This is a genomic window from Blautia luti (assembly GCF_033096465.1).
Classification (GTDB): Bacteria; Bacillota; Clostridia; order Lachnospirales; family Lachnospiraceae; genus Blautia_A; species Blautia_A luti.
In genome coordinates this window covers 2369974-2390301 of the sequence record NZ_AP028156.1, presented here as the reverse complement: position 1 = coordinate 2390301, position 20328 = coordinate 2369974, and the positions used below count along the sequence as shown (strand labels likewise).

Sequence of the window (20328 nt, the reverse complement as noted above, 5' to 3'; positions counted from 1 at the left end):
GGAAGAATGTGATATAATCTGAAAAAATACAGAGAAATGGAGAGACAATAGGATGAAGCAGACATATCCTGAATTTCTGGAAGATACGGAGAATTTTATTTTTGTAGAAAGCAAACCGGAGCAGGCAGACATTATTTTTGTTCCTGGAAACGGTTATCCGCAGATGGCAGAACAGGCAGCCAGGCTGTATAAAGAAGGAATGGCAGCCTGGGTGCTGCCAAGCGGACGCTACAGTGTGATAAATCAGAAGTTTTCGGGAGTCTTGGCAAAAGGGGACATATATAATGGAACTTATGAAACAGAGTGGGAATTTCTCAGGGATGTCCTGATAAAGAATGGAGTTCCAAAAGAGCGGATCCTCAGGGAAGACATGGCAACATTTACTTATGAAAATGCAATTTATTCCAGACAGGTGACGGATCAGGCAGGACTGAATATAAAAAAGGCGATCCTGTGCTGTAAAAATTATCACAGCAGAAGAGCGCTTATGTATTATCAGCTTTTGTATCCGGAAACCAGATTCTATGTAGTGCCTTCAGAAACGGACGGGATTAATAAACAGAACTGGAGAAAAACGGAAGAAGGGATTGACGCAGTTACAGGTGAGATCACTAGGATCATAAAACAGTTTTCGCTGATGTTGCAAAAATAAAAGCCGGATTCCCGGCTTTTATTCATCAGAATCTGGATCTTCCTGTTTTTCAGGAAGCCAGATATGGACAAGTTCAATTCTGTTTTTATCGATACGGTCAACTACCAGGCGGATACCGCTTTCCAGAGTAACGGACTGGCCGTCTTTTGGAAGGCAGTCCAGCTGTTCGATGATATAGCCTCCGATGGAATCATAATCTTCGGAAGCCAGTTCTGTGCCGATGGTTTCATTGATATCATCCAGTTTGGCAGAGCCAAGAGCAAGATATTCTCTTCCTGGTTGAATTTCTTTGATATCTTCAGCTTCGTCAGCATCGTATTCATCGCGGATCTCACCTACGATTTCTTCCAGAAGATCTTCCAGAGTGACAAGTCCTGCGGTGGCACCGTATTCGTCCAGCACGATAGCCAGGTTTACAGACGCCTTACGCATCTCGATCATCAGATCTGCTGTGGATTTATGTTCATAGGTGAAATATGGTTCACGAAGAATGGCACGGATAGAAAAAGGCTGTTCTTTTGGGTAAACCAGCAGATCTTTCATATTAATAATGCCGATGACATTGTCGGTATTATCTTCATACACAGGGAAACGTGTATGCATATCTTCTTTGAAAATTTCCATCAGCTCTTTATAAGTAGAATCCACATTTACAAAGGTCATATCAATGCGGGGGATCATAACATCTCTGGCGATGGAATCACCAAAGTCAAAAACATTATAGATCATCTGCTTTTCTTCGCTTTCAATGACGCCTTCTTTCTGACCTACATTGACCAGGGTACGCAGCTCATGTTCCGTCATGGAATTGGCCTTGGCATTGGGGTCTACATGGAAAAGTGCAAGTACACAGTCTGTGATCTTGTTGACAATAAATACTACAGGTGTAAGGAACACTGTCAGTCCGTAGATCACTCTGGCATAGGCCAGTGCAAATTTTTCGGAATGGATGGTTGCCAGATTTTTCGGGGTGATCTCACCGAAGATCAGGATCAGTAAGGTGAGGATTCCTGTGGCAATACCTACATATACATTACCGAATACCCGGATGGTCAGAGTAGTCATCAGGGAAGATGCAGACATATTTACAATATTATTTCCTATGAGAATAGTGCTGAGCATTTTTGGAGAGTCGGAAATGACTTTTTCCAGAATGATCGCCCGCCTGTCACCCTGTTCGGACAGAGCCTGTATCCTTATTTTGTTTACAGTGGTCATGGATGTCTCTGCGGAAGAGAAAAAGGCAGAGAGTGCGATCAATATAAGAACTGTAATTGCCTGAAAAATAATACCTGAATCCAAAATATTCACTCCTTTATATTGACAGTCTGTAACAGGCTGAAATTGTTTTTATCATTTTTATTAAAGAATATACATGATTTCTTATTGAAAATCAAGAAAAAGAAAATTACACATGAAAAATGTGAAAATGGGGGTGTCAGAACAAAATAATTTGTGCTATAATTCATTCGACAAAATTTGCCTGTATTATGGAAAAAAGATTTTTTTTCCGCATTTTCTGATAGAAATGTGATACAGGTGAAAAATATTATTGAAAATTATGTTACAAAATGTTTACAAAATCAATTTGTTTTGATAAGATATAAACACACGATATTATCGTGTCATATAAAACAGAAATCAGTACAGATAAATTAAAAATATTAAGAAAAATAGAGAATATAAGTCGAACAGTCGAATAATATAGAGGTGTAAATATGTCAAATAGAAATAGAATGATCAAAAATAATAAATATACAAAAAGAGCAGGTTTTCTGGCAGCAGCGGTATTAACAGCAGCCTTGATCACCGGTCAGGTTCCTGTTAGCATGACATCTGTAAATGCAGCACAGGGACAGGAAACACTGGCAGATGTGATTCCTGATAATATTACGATCAGCGAACCTACAGAGCTGGAAAATATCACACTCCCGGGGAATGAGTACGGCATTCTGGAATGGGCAGATGGAAGCTATGTTCCTACGAAAAGAGTTGAATCCTGTCAGGTGCTCCTGACACCTGCAGAAGGACAGGATTTAAGCCATCTGGAAGGATGGGATGAAGAGTCCGGACAGGTAGTGGGATACATAAATGTTGTTGTTGCAGATTTCGGTGATGACTTGGCGGACACGGATGAAGAGGATCCGGACGAAGACACAGCAGAAGATACGACAGAGAATACAGATACTGCAAATAAAGAAGAGACAGACTCGGCAGAGGATGCACAGGTAACAGTAACACCTGAAGAAACGGAAGATAAGGGAGAATCAGAAGAACCATCTGAAAACGGCGAAGAGACACCAGATGCAGAGGACTCATCAGCTGCAGAACAGACACCGGCAGTATCTGAAGCTCCTGCAGATACCTCTGAAGAAGTTCCATCCGAGGATCCGTCAGTAACTCCTGTTTTGTCTGTGACAGAAACCCCGTCTGAATCAGAAGATGAAGATCAGCAGAAAGATCCAGAACTTACGGAAACACCAGAACCATCTGACAATATTTTTGACAATCCAATTCAGCCGGAACAGAAAGATGATCGTCCAGAAGATGCTGATGACAGTATTTCTGAAACAGAGAAAGAAGAAAGGGCAGACATTAATCATACCTGTAATGGCATTACGGTGAGCGGGATCAATCTGCCATGGTATGTTCAGTTCAGAGTATCAAGCGGAGACAACTATCAGTTTACCAATGAAGATGATGCCATGATTTTCCAGTCCTATGAATTTGAACTCTGGGATCTGCAGAATAATACAGAATATGAAATCCCAAGCGGCGAATATATCAGTGTGACAGTTCCTGTCAAAGAAGGATATCAGTATACCATCGAGCATCTTCTGGATAATGGTGCTACGGAAACGATCATTCCAAGTGTGGAGGGGGATGTGATGGTGTTCAGTACTCATTCATTCAGTCCTTTCGGAATTGCAGGCAGCAAACAGCTGGTGGGACCGAACAGCGGCTCTGATTCACAGGCAGCAACACCTACAGCAGCACCGGTAACAGTAACACCTGTTTCAGATACAGGAAACAGCAGTACAGCTTCAGGAAATGAGCAGAATACAGGTCTGGACAGCTCTGATAACAGTGCGGCAGCAGATGCATCAGACGCTTCCTCTGATGACAGTCAGGCAGAGGACAGCAATGCTTCCAGACAGAACAGTGTGGAAACTGGTGATACCACAAATATTGTGCCGTTTGTTGTTCTGATCGCAGCGGCAGTCGTGGTCATAGGAGCCGTTGTTTTCCTGAAGAAGAAAAAGAAATAAGATAGAATAACATAAATATTCTTTCCATATATTTAAGCAGGAGGGAAAGACATGAGAATAAGAGCTGTTTTGAAATCGCTGCTGTTCGCATATGCACTGACGGGTGTACTTCTGCTTTTGCTGGCATTTGCGCTGTTTTCCTTTGATCTGGGGGAAACTGTGGTTGACGTGGGAATTACAGTAGTATATGTGCTTGCGTGTTTTATGGGAGGATTTATGGCAGGCAGGATTCTGCACAGAGATAAATATCTCTGGGGAGTAGGAACAGGGGCCGCCTATTACCTGCTTTTACTGCTTGTTTCCTTTGCTGTAAGGGGACATTGGGATATGAGCATAACCCATGCAGTGACCTGCTTTTTTATGTGTGCAGGGGGCGGAACACTTGGTGGAATGCTGTCGTAAAAAAAAACTTTCAAAATATGAAAATCTATGGTATACTATGCCAAGAATATAATTACATAAGGAGGATAGAGTTATGGAACATATCAAAACCCTGAATACAAAGAACTTACAGAACACAGTTAAGAAAGGTGGATGTGGCGAGTGCCAGACTTCCTGCCAGTCCGCATGTAAAACTTCCTGTACAGTAGGAAACCAGAGCTGCGAGCAGAAATAAGACCAGCTATGGAAAAATGAGATAAGCAGCGGAGTGTAAGTGCTTCGCTGCTTATCTTACGCTTAGAAAGGATTTTAATTAAAATGAGTCTGATTCACCGTTATAAAAGCAATGGTTTCAATATTGTGCTGGACATCAACAGTGGATGCATCCATCTAGTAGATGAAGTTACATATGAAGTTCTTCCGTATCTGGAAGAGGGTCTGGACATAGATACCATTGCAGAGAAACTGGGAAACAAATATAAGAAAGAAGATATCGAAACATCTGTAAAAGAGTGTAACAAGTTGAAAGAAGATGGAATGCTTTTTACAAAAGATGTTTACGAGAATGTAATTGAAGAATTTTCAAACAACCGGCAGACCGTTGTAAAAGCATTGTGCCTGCACATTGCACATGACTGCAATCTGGCCTGCCGCTATTGTTTCGCCGAAGAGGGCGAATATCATGGCAGAAGAGCTCTGATGTCCTATGAAGTCGGCAAGAAAGCGCTGGATTTCCTGATCGCCAATTCAGGTTCCAGAAGAAACCTGGAAGTAGACTTCTTCGGCGGAGAGCCGCTGATGAACTGGAAAGTTGTAAAAGATCTGGTCAAATATGGCAGAGAGCAGGAGAAGCTTCATAATAAGAAATTCCGTTTTACTCTGACAACAAACGGAGTTCTTCTGAATGATGAAGTGATGGAATTCTGCAACAAGGAAATGGGCAACGTTGTACTCAGCGTGGACGGACGTAAGGAAGTTCATGACTACATGCGCCCATTTAGAAAAGGTGCAGGAAGCTATGATCTGATCATGCCGAAGTTCCAGAAATTTGCAGAATCCAGAAATCAGGACAAGTATTATGTGAGAGGTACTTTTACACATCATAATCTTGATTTCTCCAAGGATGTACTTCATCTGGCAGATCTTGGATTCAAACAGATCTCTGTAGAGCCTGTAGTTGCGGCGGATACAGAGGAGTATGCGATCCGCGAGGAGGATATCCCGCAGATTATGGAAGAGTATGATACTCTTGCAAAAGAAATGATCAAGAGAGAGAAAGAAGGAAAAGGATTTAACTTCTTCCACTTTATGATCGATCTTACAGGCGGCCCTTGTGTATACAAGAGACTGTCAGGCTGCGGTTCAGGAACAGAGTACCTGGCTGTAACACCTTGGGGTGATTTTTACCCATGTCACCAGTTTGTTGGTGAAGAACAGTATCTCATGGGAAATGTAGATGCAGGCATCGTGAAACCGGAGATCCAGAAGGAATTCGGCGGATGCAATGTTTACACAAAGAAAGACTGCAGAAACTGCTTCGCGCGTTTTTACTGTAGCGGTGGATGTGCAGCAAATGCATTCCATTTCCAGGGAGATATCAAAGGCAATTATGAAATCGGATGCGAACTCCAGAGAAAACGTGTGGAGTGCGCCATCATGATAAAAGCCGCACTAGCATGTGATTAGCGGACAGGAATCTGTCTGGCTGATACCGCCGTCGGCTATTATCATAACAGAAAATGGCTGGCAGGCGGACGGACATGACCGCGGACAAAAAATCAAGAAGGGAAAAGAACTATGAAAAAAAGTAAAGGAATCGTAGTGCTGCTTCTGACACTGATCCTGACTGTGTTCTTTTGCTTTACTGCAGCCGTAGGTATCGGTCCTACCGGAACCGGTGCAGCAAAACATATCAACACAGGTCTTGATCTTGCTGGTGGTGTCAGCATTACCTACCAGGCCAAGGAGAGCAATCCGACAAGCGAAGAAATGTCAGATACTATCTACAAGCTCCAGAAGCGTGTAGAGCAGTACAGTACAGAGGCTCAGGTATACCAGGAAGGATCAGACCGTATTACAGTTGAGATCCCTGGTGTTACAGATGCAGATACTATTCTGAATGATCTGGGTAAACCAGGTTCCCTGTATTTCATCACAAAAGAAGATGCTGACGGAAACCAGAACTTTACTACAGGACAGGATGGGTATGTTCTATCCAGAAGTATGGATGAGATCAAAGAATCCGGAAGTGTTGTTCTGGAAGGTTCTGATGTGGCAGATGCACAGGGCGGTGCCATCCAGAATCAGAGCACAAGTGCCAAAGAATACGTAGTAAGCCTTACACTTACTTCTGACGGCGACAACAGCGGTAAAGAGAAATTTGCCGAAGCTACAAAGAATAACGTAGGCAAACAGATCGCCATTGTATATGATAACAATATCATCAGTGCTCCGAACGTAAATGAAGAGATCTCCGGTGGAAAAGCACAGATCAGTGGAATGTCTGATCTGGAAGAAGCGCAGAACCTTGCTTCTTATATCCGTATCGGTTCCCTGGGACTGGAACTGGAAGAACTTCGTTCCAGCGTTGTAGCTGCACAGCTTGGTGAAGAAGCAATCTCCACAAGTGTTCTTGCAGGTGCGATCGGTCTGATCATTGTTATTATCTTCATGATCATTGCATACCGTGCACCTGGTGTAGTTGCAGGTGTTGCACTGATCCTTTATACCTCATTAATGCTGATCACACTGAATGCCTTTGACATTACCCTTACCCTGCCGGGTATCGCGGGTATCATCCTTGGTATCGGTATGGCGGTGGATGCCAACGTTATTATTTATGCACGTATCCGAGAGGAGATCGGCGCAGGGGTATCTGTAAGAAATTCCATCAAATCCGGTTTCAGCAAAGCTTTCTCCGCAATCTTCGATGGAAACATTACAACTTTGATCGCATCTTTCGTGCTGATGTGGCTTGGTTCCGGTACAGTTAAGGGATTTGCTTATACGCTTGCCCTTGGTATCGTGATCTCCATGTTTACAGCACTGGTTGTATCCAGATTTGTAGTGAATGCACTTTATGCAGTTGGTGTACGTGATCCGAAGTTCTACGGATCTACAAAGGCATGCAAATCAATTAATTTCCTTGGAAAGAAGAAAGTATTCTTCATTATTTCCATTATCCTGATCCTTTGCGGACCAGTAGCGATGCTCGCAAATTCACATGCAGGAAACAAAGCATTAAATTACAGCCTTGAGTTTTCAGGCGGTACCTCTACAACAGTTACATTTAACGAAGATATGGACATTAAGACCATTGACTCTGAAGTAACTCCTGTTGTAGAAGAGGTAACAGGCGACAAGAACGTTCAGCCTACAAAGGTAGTGGGAACCAATCAGGTGGTGATCAAGACACGTTCTCTGAATCAGAGCGAGCGTGAAGCTCTTCAGAACGCGCTGGTTGAGAAATTCGGTGTAGATGAGAGCACAATCTCCACAGAGAGTATTTCTTCTACCGTAAGTAGTGAGATGCGCCGTGATGCCATCGTAGCCGTTATCGTAGCTACAATCTGCATGCTTCTTTACATCTGGTTCAGATTTAAAGATATCCGTTTTGCAAGCAGTGCGGTACTTGCACTTCTTCATGACGTCCTGGTTGTACTTGCATTCTATGCAATTGCCAGAGTATCCGTAGGTAATACATTTATTGCATGCATGCTTACTATTGTAGGTTACTCGATCAACGCAACAATCGTTATCTTCGACCGTATCCGTGAGAACCTGCACAGCGGTTCCCGTGAGAAACTGGAAGAGATCGTAAATACAAGTATCACTCAGACACTTACAAGAAGTATTTATACTTCTTTCACAACTTTCATTATGGTAGCTGTTCTTTACGTTATGGGAGTTTCTTCTATCCGTGAATTCGCAGCACCTCTGATGGTTGGTGTTCTTGTTGGTGCATATTCTTCTGTATGTATTACAGGTGCATTGTGGTATGTAATGAAGAAGAAATTCACAGGAAAAGGACAGCCGGCAATTGCCACAGCTTCCACAGCCGGAAATTCTTCTTCCAAACAGAAAAAAGCCCGTGATGTATCACAGAAAGATCCGACTCAGCCAAAGAAGAAAAACAGAAAAAGAGTAGCTGAGCGTCTGGCAGCAGAGGAAGCTGCAAAGGATCAGCAGAATGAACAGGAACAGAAATAAACAGATATGACACATAAATATCCCGAGGCAGCAATGCCCCGGGATATTTTATATAATAAAGATATGCAGGAGAATATCAGATGGAAAAATGGGTAGTGACAGCTAAGAGAGCAGATTTTCAGGCAATTGGAGAAAAGTTTCATATTGATCCGGTGATTGCCAGGCTGATCAGAAACAGGGATGTGACAGACGAATCGAAAATCAGGGAGTATCTGACAGGAACCATAGAAGACCTTCCATCTCCGTGGCTGATGAAGGATATGAGAAAAGCCGTGGATATTCTGAAGGAGAAAATATCTGCACAGGCTAAGATACGAATCATTGGAGATTATGATATAGATGGTGTTACTTCCACTTATGTACTGCTAAAAGGACTTACAAGGATTGGTGGGAAAGTGGATACTTATATTCCGGACAGAGTAGCAGACGGATACGGAATCCATGAACACCTGATCAACAGGGCAGAAGAGGACGGGATCGATACGATCGTTACCTGTGACAATGGAATTGCAGCTGCAGCGGAAATAGATATGGCAAGAAAAAAGAATATGACGGTGATCGTAACGGATCATCATGAGATTCCATACAGGGAAATAAACGGGACACGGCAGGTGCTCCTGCCTCCGGCCAACGCAATCCTCAATCCGAAGCAGTCCGACTGTGATTATCCGGAAAAAGGACTTTGTGGTGCAGTGGTTGCCTTTAAACTGATCATTGCACTGTATGAAGAATATGGAATCTCGAGGAAAGAACTGGAGGATTATTATGAACTTGCAGCGATTGCAACAGTAGGAGATGTGATGGATCTTCAGGGAGAAAACCGTATTTTGGTAAAAGAGGGACTGAGACGTTTAAAGGACACTGAGAATATCGGATTGAGAGAACTGATCCGTGCCAATGGACTGGAGGATATGAAAATCACTTCTTATCATGTGGGATTTGTACTTGGTCCCTGCATCAATGCAAGCGGCAGGCTGGATACAGCTGCACGTTCCCTGGCTCTTCTGAATGCAAAAGACAGGGAGAAAGCCGCCAGACTTGCAGGTGATCTGACAGCTTTAAACCAAAGCCGAAAAGCACTGACAGAGAAAGGAAAAGAAGAAGCCATCCAGATGGTGGAAACGACATCCCTCGGTCAGGACAGAGTGCTTGTGATCTTCCTGCCGGACTGTCACGAAAGTATTGCAGGGATCATTGCAGGAAGGATCAGGGAAAAGTATCACAGACCATCAATTGTACTGACCAGGGGAGAGACCGGGATAAAGGGAAGCGGCCGTTCCATAGAAGGCTATTCCATGTTTGAAGAACTGGTAAAGTGCGCGGATCTGATGACACAGTTCGGCGGTCATCCTATGGCAGCAGGCCTTTCCATGGAAGAAAAAAATGTAGAAGAATTCAGAAGACGGTTAAATGAAAACTGTACCCTTACAGAAGAAGATCTGCGCCCAAAAGTGATCATAGATGTACCGATGCCTGTTTCTTATATAACCAGAGAGCTGATAGAGCAGATCTCTTTACTGGAACCTTTTGGAAAAGGAAATACCAAGCCGGTTTTTGCCCAGAAAGGACTTCGTGTTCTGGAAAGCAGGGTGTTCGGGAAAAACCGAAATGTGGCAAAAGTAAAACTTATGGATCCGTCAGGTACAGTTATGGATGGGGTATACTTCGGGGAAGCAGAAGAATTCGTAAGATTTATAGATGGGAAAGACAGTATTTCTGTAACTTACTATCCGGAGATCAACATTTTCCGGGGACGTGAAAGCATTCAGATCGTAATTCAGAATTATTGTTAGGAGTGGCATGGAGTGGGCAGTAACCCAATGTTATTGTTCACAGGCAATGTCATTTACTTAGGGAAATTTCTTACTAAAAAAGGAATTTCCTTTTTTCTTACCAGTAACTCAAAAATTTCTTGACATTACATCAATTTTGTGCGGATTTTTTCTGATTGACATCAGAAAAAAAGCCAATTAGTTAGAAACGTATTTACGATTTATCATCTAACTAAGGAAGCAAAAATGACTTATTCAAATTTGATGAAACAGATGCTTATGGCATCCATTGACGAACTTTCCCAAACACCTGAAAACTTTGCGGTCCATCCGGATAAAGATTTTACTCGTAACAGAAAAATTGGCTTTCATGATTTCCTTCTTCTTTTACTGACCATGGAAGATGACTGTTTAAGAGAAGAACTTTACCATTTCTTCGGACGCACGGATGAAACACCATCAAAAGCCGCTTTCTATCACCAGCGTGCAAAATTAAAAGATAATGCACTATGGGAACTTTTGCAGAACTACCGTTATATCTGTAAAGATGTTCCAATGGATTTTATTTCGGAAACCTTCACAGAATATCTGCTATCCTTACGGATTGTCCGAATTGTGATTGCACCAGGCATTTATGAAAATCTGATTACAAATCTTCCTGATATTGAATTTGATATGGATGACCTCAAGGAACTCTATCATCTCCGATGGACACAGGAAAATGCATACCGTGATTTAAAATATCCGTTATGCCTGAAAGCATTCCATAGTAAAAAATATACATATATCGTTCAGGAAGTGTTTGCCAGAGCAATCAGGCCTAATAGAACCTTTTGCCGCCAAGCCAGGTTCAAACTACCTATGAGCTTTTGTTACCGATAATGATAACTGCTCATAATTAATATAGACCTTTTATCGATAAACGGGAAGTAAAATATAAATTTTTGCTTACCTTTATTAAGGTTACCCATAAACAGATGTTTTCCAATATTTTTGTTGCATTAAGAAAAATAACAGCTATAAAGAACTACTTTTTGTCAAACAAGATGCATCCGTTTTTAGATAAATCCTTAAATATACTAAGCCTATAGCGCTTGGCGGATATATTTCTATTATTTTGCTCTTAAGTAAATGACATTGGGAGTGAACAGTAACAACCCAATAATTGTTCAGGAAGAAAGACGCGCTGCTCTAAGGATTGATTCTGAAATAAAAAGGTGCTATACTATAAAATATTTATGATTTATTATATAAAAAAGTATTTTTATTCATAGATTATAAAGCTTTGGAGGAAATTAAGATGAAAAAAATTGAAGAATACGTAAGAAGCATACCGGATTTCCCGGAACCGGGAATTATTTTCAGAGATATTACAAGTGTTCTGCAGGATGCAGACGGTTTGCAGCTGGCAATCGATTCCATGCAGGAATGTCTGAAAGGCCTTGACGTGGATGTGATCGCAGGTACAGAATCCAGAGGATTTATCTTCGGAGTTCCGATTGCATATAATCTTCATAAACCATTTGTGCCGATCCGCAAGAAAGGAAAACTTCCATGTGAAACAGTATCTGCAAGCTATGACCTGGAATACGGCAGTGCAGAGATCGAGATGCATAAAGATTCCATCAAACCAGGCCAGAAGGTTGCCATTATCGATGATCTGATCGCAACAGGCGGTACCATTGAAGCAGCCATCAAGCTTGTAGAACAGCTTGGCGGAGAAGTAGTGAAAGTTGTATTTCTTATGGAACTTGCAGGATTAAAAGGACGCGAGAGACTGAAGGGATATGATGTAGCATCCGTAATTTGCTACGATGGTAAATAAGCACAGCTGATTGTGCAGGACAGGCAGGTGGGAGCATATGGCAGAGATAACGAAGAGTACAGAAGCAAAGAAAGATGAAATGCAGGTTGAGAAAGAGAAACTGGAATCTGTAAAGAAAGCAGATGCGGCAGTAAAGACTATGCACGATTTTACAAGTCCGGAGGTACTTTATGAAGAACTGATAAACAGTGTCCGGAAGTATCATCCGTCAACAGACATCTCCATGATCGAGAAAGCATACAGAGTTGCGAGTGAAGCTCATGAAGGACAGAAAAGAAAGTCCGGAGAGCCATATATCATTCACCCGCTTTGCGTAGCAATCATTCTGGCAGATCTGGAACTTGACAAAGAAACGATTGTGGCCGGCCTTCTCCATGATGCGGTGGAGGATACCTGGATGACCTATGAAGAAGTGGAAAAGGAGTTTGGCTCAGAGGTAGCACTTCTTGTAGATGGTGTTACCAAACTGGGACAGCTGTCCTATTCCGCGGATAAAGTAGAAGTTCAGGCAGAGAATCTGCGAAAGATGTTCCTTGCCATGGCAAAAGACATCAGGGTTATCCTTATCAAGCTGGCAGACCGTCTCCACAATATGCGTACTCTGCAGTATATGCGCCCTGAGAAACAGCAGGAGAAAGCCAGAGAAACCATGGACATCTATGCTCCCATTGCCATGCGTCTGGGTATATCCAAGATCAAGGTAGAACTGGATGACCTGTCACTGAAATATCTGAAACCGGACGTCTATTACGATCTGGTAGAGAAGATTGCCCTGCGAAAGAGTGAAAGAGAACAATTCGTAGGTGCCATTGTAAAAGAAGTCAAGAAACACATGGACGATGCCAACATTAAAGCGCAGGTAGACGGGCGTGTGAAACATTTCTTCAGTATTTATAAGAAGATGGTCAATCAGGACAAGACCATCGATCAGATCTACGATCTTTTTGCAGTACGTATTCTGGTAGACACAGTTAAGGACTGTTATGCAGCTCTTGGTGTCATTCACGAGATGTACAAGCCGATTCCCGGAAGATTCAAAGATTATATTGCAATGCCGAAACCGAACATGTATCAGTCTCTGCATACCACACTGATCGGACCTAATGGACAGCCTTTCGAAATCCAGATCCGTACTTTTGAAATGCATAAGACTGCAGAATATGGTATTGCCGCTCACTGGAAATATAAAGAATCCTCGGATGGCAAAGCACCGGTAGGCAAGAGTGAGGAAGAGAAACTGAACTGGCTACGCCAGATCCTGGAGTGGCAGAGGGATATGTCTGATAATAAAGAGTTCATGAGCCTTCTGAAGAATGACCTGGATCTTTTTGCAGACAGTGTTTACTGTTTTACGCCTCAGGGAGATGTAAAAACCCTTCCAAGCGGTTCCACACCTGTAGATTTTGCCTACAGTGTGCACAGCGCAGTAGGAAATAAGATGGTGGGTGCCAGAGTAAACGGCAAACTTGTTCCTATTGAATATCAGATTAAAAACGGCGACAGGATCGAGATCATCACTTCCCAGAATTCTCAGGGACCAAGCCGTGACTGGCTGAAACTGGTAAAGAGTACCCAGGCGAAGAACAAGATCAACCAGTGGTTCAAGAAAGAATTGAAGGAAGATAACATTCTTAAAGGTAAGGAAATGCTGACCCAGTATGCCAGAGCCAAGGGATTTAAGATTGTGAATTACACGAAACCTCAGTATCAGGATGCTGTTATGCATAAATATGGTTTCCGTGACTGGGAATCTGTTCTGGCTGCTATCGGTCATGGTGGTCTGAAAGAGGGACAGGTCTTCAATAAGCTGGTTGAAGCCTATGATAAAGAAAACAAAAAGAACCTCACAGATGAGCAGGTTCTGGAAGCGGCAGGGGAGACCCAGGAGAAACTTCATATTACGAAGAACAAAAGCGGCATTGTGGTAAAAGGAATCCATGATGTGGCAGTACGTTTCTCCAAGTGCTGTAATCCTATTCCAGGGGATGAGATTGTGGGATTTGTTACCAGAGGACGTGGAATTACTATTCACCGTACAGACTGTATCAATGTGCTGAATATGTCAGAGATGGATCGTACACGTCTGATCGAGGCGGAATGGCAGCAGCCGGATACGAAACAGGCTGAGAAATACATGGCGGAGATCCAGGTTTATGCCAACAACAGAACAGGTCTTCTTGTGGACCTGTCCAAGATCTTTACAGAACGTAAGATAGATCTGAGAAGTATTAACAGCCGTACGAATAAACAGGAAAAGGCGACGATCTCCATGAGCTTTGAAATCGGAAGCAAAGAGGAATTAAGATCTCTGATCGAAAAGATACGTCAGGTAGACAGTATTATTGATGTAGAGAGAACTACCGGCTGATAAGAATCCGCAAGGTATAAAAGAAAGGAATTTCTATGAAGAATTTAGAACTGCAGAAATGCATCCTGGGTCCTGTATATACAAACTGTTATTTTCTGAAGAATAAAACTACAGGTGAAATGATTGTGATAGATCCGGCTGATTTCCCGGAGAAAATTTATGAGAAAGTGATACAGATGGGTGGAAAGCCCGCAGCGATCCTGCTGACACATGGACATTTTGATCATATTATGGCGGCACAGGCAGTGAAAGAAAAATACAATATTCCGATCTATGCCTGTCGTCAGGAGGAAGAGATGCTTCGTGAACCTTCTGTGAACATGACAGCACACTATGGCAAAAACTGTTCTATCATACCGGATGTACTGCTGAATGATCTGGAAGTTTTCCAGGTGGCTGGATTTACAATTCAGATAATCCATACACCGGGACATACGAAAGGAAGCTGCTGTTATTATATAGAAGAGGAAGATGTACTTTTCAGTGGAGATACAGTTTTCTACGGCTCTGTAGGAAGAACAGACTTCCCGGGAGGAAGTACCGCAGACATTGTCAGAAGTCTGCATAAACTGGTGGATTCCCTGCCTGAGGAGACAGAAGTATTCCCGGGACATGATGCATCTACCACCATTGGTTATGAAAAGAGGTATAATCCATTTGTATAAAATAGGCATTCTGTTTGAGAACAGAGAATTTGAACATGATGTTTATGAACTGATCAAAGCATTTTATCCCGAAGCGGAGATACATACTCTTTACGAAGATGAGGAAGCAGAGTATGACCTCCGCTTCCGTGTGGAACGGGATAATGACAGTTACCTGATCAGATATGAACGGGACGAAAACAAGGGCGTGATAAGTGCCGCTGTGATCAGGGATGAGAAGATTAGAGATTCTCATAAATTAAGAAAAGAAAATAAGGACAGCATCAAATATGCCCTGTATCAGCTGTTGGTGAAACTGACCGGAAGAACACTTCCGTGGGGAAACCTTACAGGGATCCGCCCTGCCAAACTGGCCATGGGAATGATCGAGTCAGGGATGAAGAATACAGAGGCTGCACAGGAAATGCGAGAGAAATATCTGGTCAGCCCGCAGAAAACTGCCCTTGCCATTACCATTGCAAACAGAGAAAGAGAGATCCTTAAGGACATTGATTATGAGAATGGGTACAGCCTGTATATCGGGATTCCGTTTTGCCCGAGCATCTGTCTTTACTGTTCTTTCAGTTCCTATCCGCTGAAAGTATGGGAGAAGAGGACGGATGAATATGTGGAATCACTTTGCAGGGAGGTAAGGGAAACTGCCCGGATGATGAAAGGCAGGAAACTGGATACTATTTATATAGGCGGCGGTACACCTACCACATTGCTTCCTCATCAGATCAGGAAACTTCTTGATACAGTTGGAGAGTCTTTCGGTTATGAGGGACTTGCTGAATTTACTATAGAGGCAGGCAGACCGGACAGTATTACCAGGGAGAAACTGCAGGCGATCCAGGAGTATCCGGTTACCAGAATTTCTGTAAATCCACAGACTATGAATCAGGAAACTCTGGATATTATCGGCCGCAGACATACCGTTGCCCAGACAAAAGAAGCTTTCTATCTGGCCAGGGAGCTGGGATATGATAATATCAATATGGATCTGATCGTAGGGCTTCCAGGGGAGGATATTTCCATGGTTGGGCGTACCCTGGAACAGGTACGGGAACTGGCTCCTGACAGTATGACGGTTCATTCTCTGGCTGTGAAAAGAGCAGCAAGACTGAACATTTTTAAAGAAAAATATCAGGAAATGTCTTTTGAAAATAATCAGGAAATCATGGATCTTACCATGAAAACTGCCTATGAGATGGGAATGGGACCATATTATCTGTACAGACAGAAGAATATGAAGGGAAATTTCGAAAATGTTGGCTATGCAAAGGTTGACAAAGCCGGAATTTACAATATACTGATTATGGAGGAAAAACAGCCGATCATCGCATTAGGCGCAGGCGGTTCTTCCAAACTGGTCTTTGACCACGGAAACAGAATTGAACGGGTAGAAAATGTGAAAGATGTTTCCAATTACATTTCACGTATAGATGAAATGATCCAGAGAAAACAGACAGCGATCAGTACCTGGCTGTAAAACCGGGAGGGAATGCTTTGAGTACAGTACAAAAGACAGCAGCCGGTTCTCAGCAGAGAATTCTGGAGTTTGACCTGTCATCAGAATTACATCACGGAATGCTGGTAAGTAATCTGGCCTATGCAGTAGCAGAAGAACTGGGACTTCCCCATAAACAGTGTTATGATCTGGCTATTGCCGGAATGCTTCATGATATTGGAAAACTGAAACTGACAAGCTATATCAACGGGCAGGAGCAGGATCCGCTGGTGATCGAGGAATTGAAATATGTCCGTATGCATTCTACATTGGGATATGAAGAACTGAAAGATCAGGGATATTCGGATTTCGTGCTGGAGAGTATTCTGTACCATCATGAGAATTATGATGGCAGTGGATATCCGTCCAATAAGGTAGGGGAAGAGATTCCTATCGGGGCGCGGATTTTGAGGGTCTGTGATGTGTATGCAGCACTGATCTCAGACCGGCCATACAGGAAGGGATTTGACATTTCCACAGTGATGGAACTGATGATCGATGAAGTGAAAAACTTTGATATGCAGGTTTTCCTTGCATTCCAGAGAGTTGTTCATAAAGATGAAAAAACAACGCGATAAAAGGAGGACAATATGGCGTTAAAGAAAAAGCCGGTAACCGGTATGAAAGACATTTTACCAAAAGAGATGGAAATCCGTAATTATGTGATGAACATGATCCGTGAGACTTATGGAACATTTGGATTTTCAGCAATTGAAACTCCATGTGTGGAGCATATTGAGAACCTTTGCAGCAAGCAGGGTGGAGAAAATGAGAAACTGATCTTCAAAATTTTGAAACGTGGCGAGAAGCTGAAACTGAAAGAAGCAGAGCAGGAGGCAGATCTGGTGGATTCCGGACTTCGCTATGACCTTACCGTACCGCTTTCCAGATATTATTCCAACAATGCCAATGAACTGCCGGTTCCTTTTAAGGCACTCCAGATGGGAAATGTATGGAGAGCAGACAGACCACAGAGAGGACGTTTCCGTCAGTTTATGCAGTGCGATATTGATATTCTGGGAGAGCCTACTTATCTGGCTGAAATTGAACTGGTGCTGGCTACTACAACACTGTTAGGCAAACTGGATTTCCATAATTTCACTATCCGTATCAATGACAGAAAGATTTTAAAGGCAATGGCACAGTACAGTGGATTCCCGCAGGAGAGCTTTGACACAGTATTTATCATTCTGGATAAGATGGACAAGATCGGTCTGGACGGAGTAGCAGAAGAACTGGAGAAAGAAGGATTTGCCAGAGAAAGTATTGATACTTATCTGGGAATGTTTAAAGAGATCACTTCTGATATTGAAGGTGTCCGCTTTATCAAAGAGAAATTAAAAGATGTACTGGATTCTAAGGTTGCAGAAGATCTGGAGACGATCATTTCAACTGTTGATTCTGTAAAAACAGCAGATTTCAAGATGGCATTTGATCCGACCCTGGTACGTGGAATGTCCTATTATACAGGTCCGATCTTCGAAATTTCCATGGATGAATTCGGCGGCAGTGTAGGCGGCGGCGGACGTTATGATGAGATGATCGGCAAGTTTACAGGAAATAATACCTGTGCATGCGGATTCTCCATCGGATTTGAACGTATTGTTATGCTTCTTCTTGAGAGAAACTACGAAATCCCTACAAAGAACGGCAAGAAAGCATATCTCATTGAGAAAAATATGCCTGCAGACAAACTGCTTACAATCCTGAAACAGGCGCAGGAAGAACGTAATGCAGGAACACAGATCAATATTTCTATTATGAAGAAGAATAAGAAATTCCAGAAAGACCAGATGATTGCAGAAGGCTATACAGAGTTTGTAGAATTTTTCAAAGACAGAATGTGATCACGTTAGATTTTATAATTAATATAGAAAAGCATGAAAAGAGGAAAAAAACATGGCTGAAAGTATGCAGGGACTGCACAGAACATGCCGATGTGCAGAAGTAACGAAGGAAATGGTGGGCAAAGAAGTCGTTCTTATGGGATGGGTTCAGAAAGCCCGTGATAAAGGCGGAATCATTTTCGTAGATTTAAGAGACCGTTCCGGTATCATGCAGCTGATCTTCGAGAACGGCAGCATTGACGAAGAAGGCTTTGCCAAAGCAGGCAAGCTGAGAAGCGAGTTTGTAATCGCTGTTACCGGTGTGGTAGAAGAAAGAGGCGGCGCAGTAAATAAGAATCTTGCAACAGGTGAGATCGAGCTTCGGGTAAAAACACTCCGTGTACTGTCTGAGGCAGAAGTACCTCCTTTCCCAATCGAAGAGAACAGCAAGACAAAAGATGAGATCCGTCTGAAATATCGTTATCTTGATTTAAGAAGACCGGATCTTCAGAAGAACATCATGCTTAAGAGCAAAGTTATGATGCTCACAAGACAGTTCTTTGCAAAAGAGGGATTCCTTGAAATCGAAACACCAATGCTTGGCAAGAGTACACCGGAAGGTGCAAGAGATTATCTGGTACCGTCTCGTGTCCATCCTGGACATTTCTATGGTCTGCCCCAGTCACCGCAGCTGTACAAGCAGCTTCTGATGTGCTCCGGTTATGACCGTTATATCCAGATTGCAAGATGCTTCCGTGATGAGGATCTTCGTGCTGACAGACAGCCGGAGTTCACGCAGATCGATATGGAGCTCTCTTTCGTAGATGTTGATGATGTTATCGATGTAAACGAGAGATTCCTTGCATATCTGTTCAAAGAAGTTCTTGACATTGATGTAAAACTTCCAATCCAGCGTATCACATGGCAGGAAGCTATGGACAGATTCGGTTCTGATAAACCGGATATGCGTTTCGGAATGGAACTGCATGATGTAAGTGACGTAGTGAAGAACTGTGGATTCAGCGTATTTACTTCTGCCCTGGAAAATGGCGGCAGTATCCGTGGTATCAATGCAGAAGGACAGGGCGCTATGCCTCGTAAGAAAATTGATAAACTGGTTGAATTTGCCAAAGGTTACGGGACCAAAGGCCTTGCATACATTGCGATTGCCGAAGATGGCACAAGAAAGTCTTCTTTCGCCAAATTCATGACAGAGGAAGAGATGGACGCTTTGGTAGCTGCTATGGATGGTAAAGCAGGAGACCTGCTTCTGTTCGCGGCAGATAAGAAGAAACTGGTTTATGATGTACTTGGCGCACTTCGTCTGGAACTTGCGAAACAGATGGATCTGCTTGACAAGAATGAATATCGTTTCGTCTGGGTAACAGAGTTCCCGCTTCTTGAGTGGAGTGAAGAAGAGAACCGTTTCACAGCAATGCATCATCCATTCACTATGCTTATGGAAGAGGATCTTCCGCTTCTGGATACAGATCCTGGAAAGGTCCGTGCGAAAGCGTACGATATCGTATTAAACGGTAATGAAATCGGTGGTGGCAGTGTCAGAATCCATCAGGATGACATTCAGGAGAGAATGTTTGAAGCACTTGGATTCACAAAAGAAGCTGCCCACGAGCAGTTTGGATTCCTTCTGGATGCATTCAAATACGGAGTTCCGCCTCACGCTGGACTGGCATATGGACTGGATCGTCTGGTTATGCTTATGGCTAAGGTTGACAGCATCCGTGATGTTATTGCGTTCCCGAAGGTTAAAGATGCTTCCTGTCTTATGACCCAGTCTCCAAGTGCAGTAAGTGAAGTACAGTTAAAAGAGCTGGAACTTGAAATAAGACCGGAGAAAGACGCTGAATAATT

The 20328-nt window shown here is 42.9% G+C and carries 16 protein-coding genes; 15 read left to right on the top strand and 1 reads right to left on the bottom strand.

What is annotated here, in order from left to right:
- Nucleotides 1-52: 52 nt before the first annotated feature.
- On the top strand, nucleotides 53-652 hold the full coding sequence (locus R8695_RS11040) for a YdcF family protein (RefSeq protein WP_118512323.1): 600 nt from the start codon (nucleotides 53-55) through the stop codon (nucleotides 650-652).
- A gap of 18 nt (nucleotides 653-670) precedes the next feature.
- Here R8695_RS11040 and R8695_RS11035 read toward each other — a convergent pair whose 3' ends face one another.
- Nucleotides 671-1954 carry an HlyC/CorC family transporter gene (locus tag R8695_RS11035; protein WP_118512321.1) on the bottom strand — a complete coding sequence of 428 codons (1284 nt, stop codon included), beginning with the start codon at nucleotides 1952-1954 and terminating at the stop codon, nucleotides 671-673.
- 416 nt (nucleotides 1955-2370) lie between these two features.
- Between R8695_RS11035 and R8695_RS11030 the strand changes: the two genes are divergently transcribed.
- The 14 genes from R8695_RS11030 (at nucleotide 2371) to aspS (ending at nucleotide 20326) form a co-directional block, all read left to right on the top strand.
- Nucleotides 2371-3921 (top strand): LPXTG cell wall anchor domain-containing protein, encoded by a 1551-nt coding sequence (locus tag R8695_RS11030; RefSeq protein WP_154780518.1) that lies wholly within the window; start codon nucleotides 2371-2373, stop codon nucleotides 3919-3921.
- 51 nt (nucleotides 3922-3972) lie between these two features.
- The gene (locus R8695_RS11025) at nucleotides 3973-4323 is read left to right on the top strand and encodes a TIGR04086 family membrane protein (protein ID WP_154780517.1); all 351 of its coding nucleotides are present in this window, start codon (nucleotides 3973-3975) and stop codon (nucleotides 4321-4323) included.
- Nucleotides 4324-4396: 73 nt separating this feature from the next.
- The gene (scfA, locus tag R8695_RS11020; protein ID WP_008703734.1) at nucleotides 4397-4537 is read left to right on the top strand and encodes a six-cysteine ranthipeptide SCIFF; all 141 of its coding nucleotides are present in this window, start codon (nucleotides 4397-4399) and stop codon (nucleotides 4535-4537) included.
- Between the two features lie 83 nt (nucleotides 4538-4620).
- Nucleotides 4621-5988 carry a thioether cross-link-forming SCIFF peptide maturase gene (gene scfB, locus R8695_RS11015; protein ID WP_182437472.1) on the top strand — a complete coding sequence of 456 codons (1368 nt, stop codon included), beginning with the start codon at nucleotides 4621-4623 and terminating at the stop codon, nucleotides 5986-5988.
- 111 nt (nucleotides 5989-6099) lie between these two features.
- Nucleotides 6100-8511 (top strand): protein translocase subunit SecD, encoded by a 2412-nt coding sequence (gene secD / locus R8695_RS11010; RefSeq protein WP_154780516.1) that lies wholly within the window; start codon nucleotides 6100-6102, stop codon nucleotides 8509-8511.
- 80 nt (nucleotides 8512-8591) lie between these two features.
- Nucleotides 8592-10304, top strand: coding sequence for a single-stranded-DNA-specific exonuclease RecJ (recJ, locus tag R8695_RS11005; protein ID WP_118512313.1), 1713 nt, complete (start codon nucleotides 8592-8594; stop codon nucleotides 10302-10304).
- Nucleotides 10305-10529: 225 nt separating this feature from the next.
- Nucleotides 10530-11165 (top strand): transposase, encoded by a 636-nt coding sequence (locus R8695_RS11000; RefSeq protein WP_154780515.1) that lies wholly within the window; start codon nucleotides 10530-10532, stop codon nucleotides 11163-11165.
- A 418-nt stretch (nucleotides 11166-11583) separates the two neighbouring features.
- Nucleotides 11584-12108, top strand: a complete 525-nt coding sequence (locus R8695_RS10995; RefSeq protein WP_118512218.1) for an adenine phosphoribosyltransferase — start codon at nucleotides 11584-11586, stop codon at nucleotides 12106-12108.
- Nucleotides 12109-12145: 37 nt separating this feature from the next.
- On the top strand, nucleotides 12146-14476 hold the full coding sequence (locus tag R8695_RS10990) for a RelA/SpoT family protein (RefSeq protein WP_118512216.1): 2331 nt from the start codon (nucleotides 12146-12148) through the stop codon (nucleotides 14474-14476).
- Between the two features lie 35 nt (nucleotides 14477-14511).
- On the top strand, nucleotides 14512-15141 hold the full coding sequence (locus R8695_RS10985; protein WP_118512214.1) for an MBL fold metallo-hydrolase: 630 nt from the start codon (nucleotides 14512-14514) through the stop codon (nucleotides 15139-15141).
- Complete coding sequence (gene hemZ, locus R8695_RS10980) at nucleotides 15113-16612, top strand: coproporphyrinogen dehydrogenase HemZ (RefSeq protein ID WP_154780514.1); 1500 nt, start codon at nucleotides 15113-15115, stop codon at nucleotides 16610-16612. Before R8695_RS10985 ends, hemZ begins: the two co-directional genes overlap by 29 nt.
- A 17-nt stretch (nucleotides 16613-16629) precedes the next feature.
- Complete coding sequence (locus R8695_RS10975) at nucleotides 16630-17208, top strand: HD-GYP domain-containing protein (protein WP_118512210.1); 579 nt, start codon at nucleotides 16630-16632, stop codon at nucleotides 17206-17208.
- A gap of 12 nt (nucleotides 17209-17220) precedes the next feature.
- On the top strand, nucleotides 17221-18477 hold the full coding sequence (hisS, locus tag R8695_RS10970) for a histidine--tRNA ligase (RefSeq protein WP_154780513.1): 1257 nt from the start codon (nucleotides 17221-17223) through the stop codon (nucleotides 18475-18477).
- A gap of 52 nt (nucleotides 18478-18529) precedes the next feature.
- Nucleotides 18530-20326 (top strand): aspartate--tRNA ligase, encoded by a 1797-nt coding sequence (gene aspS, locus R8695_RS10965; protein ID WP_154780512.1) that lies wholly within the window; start codon nucleotides 18530-18532, stop codon nucleotides 20324-20326.
- Nucleotides 20327-20328 lie beyond the last annotated feature (2 nt).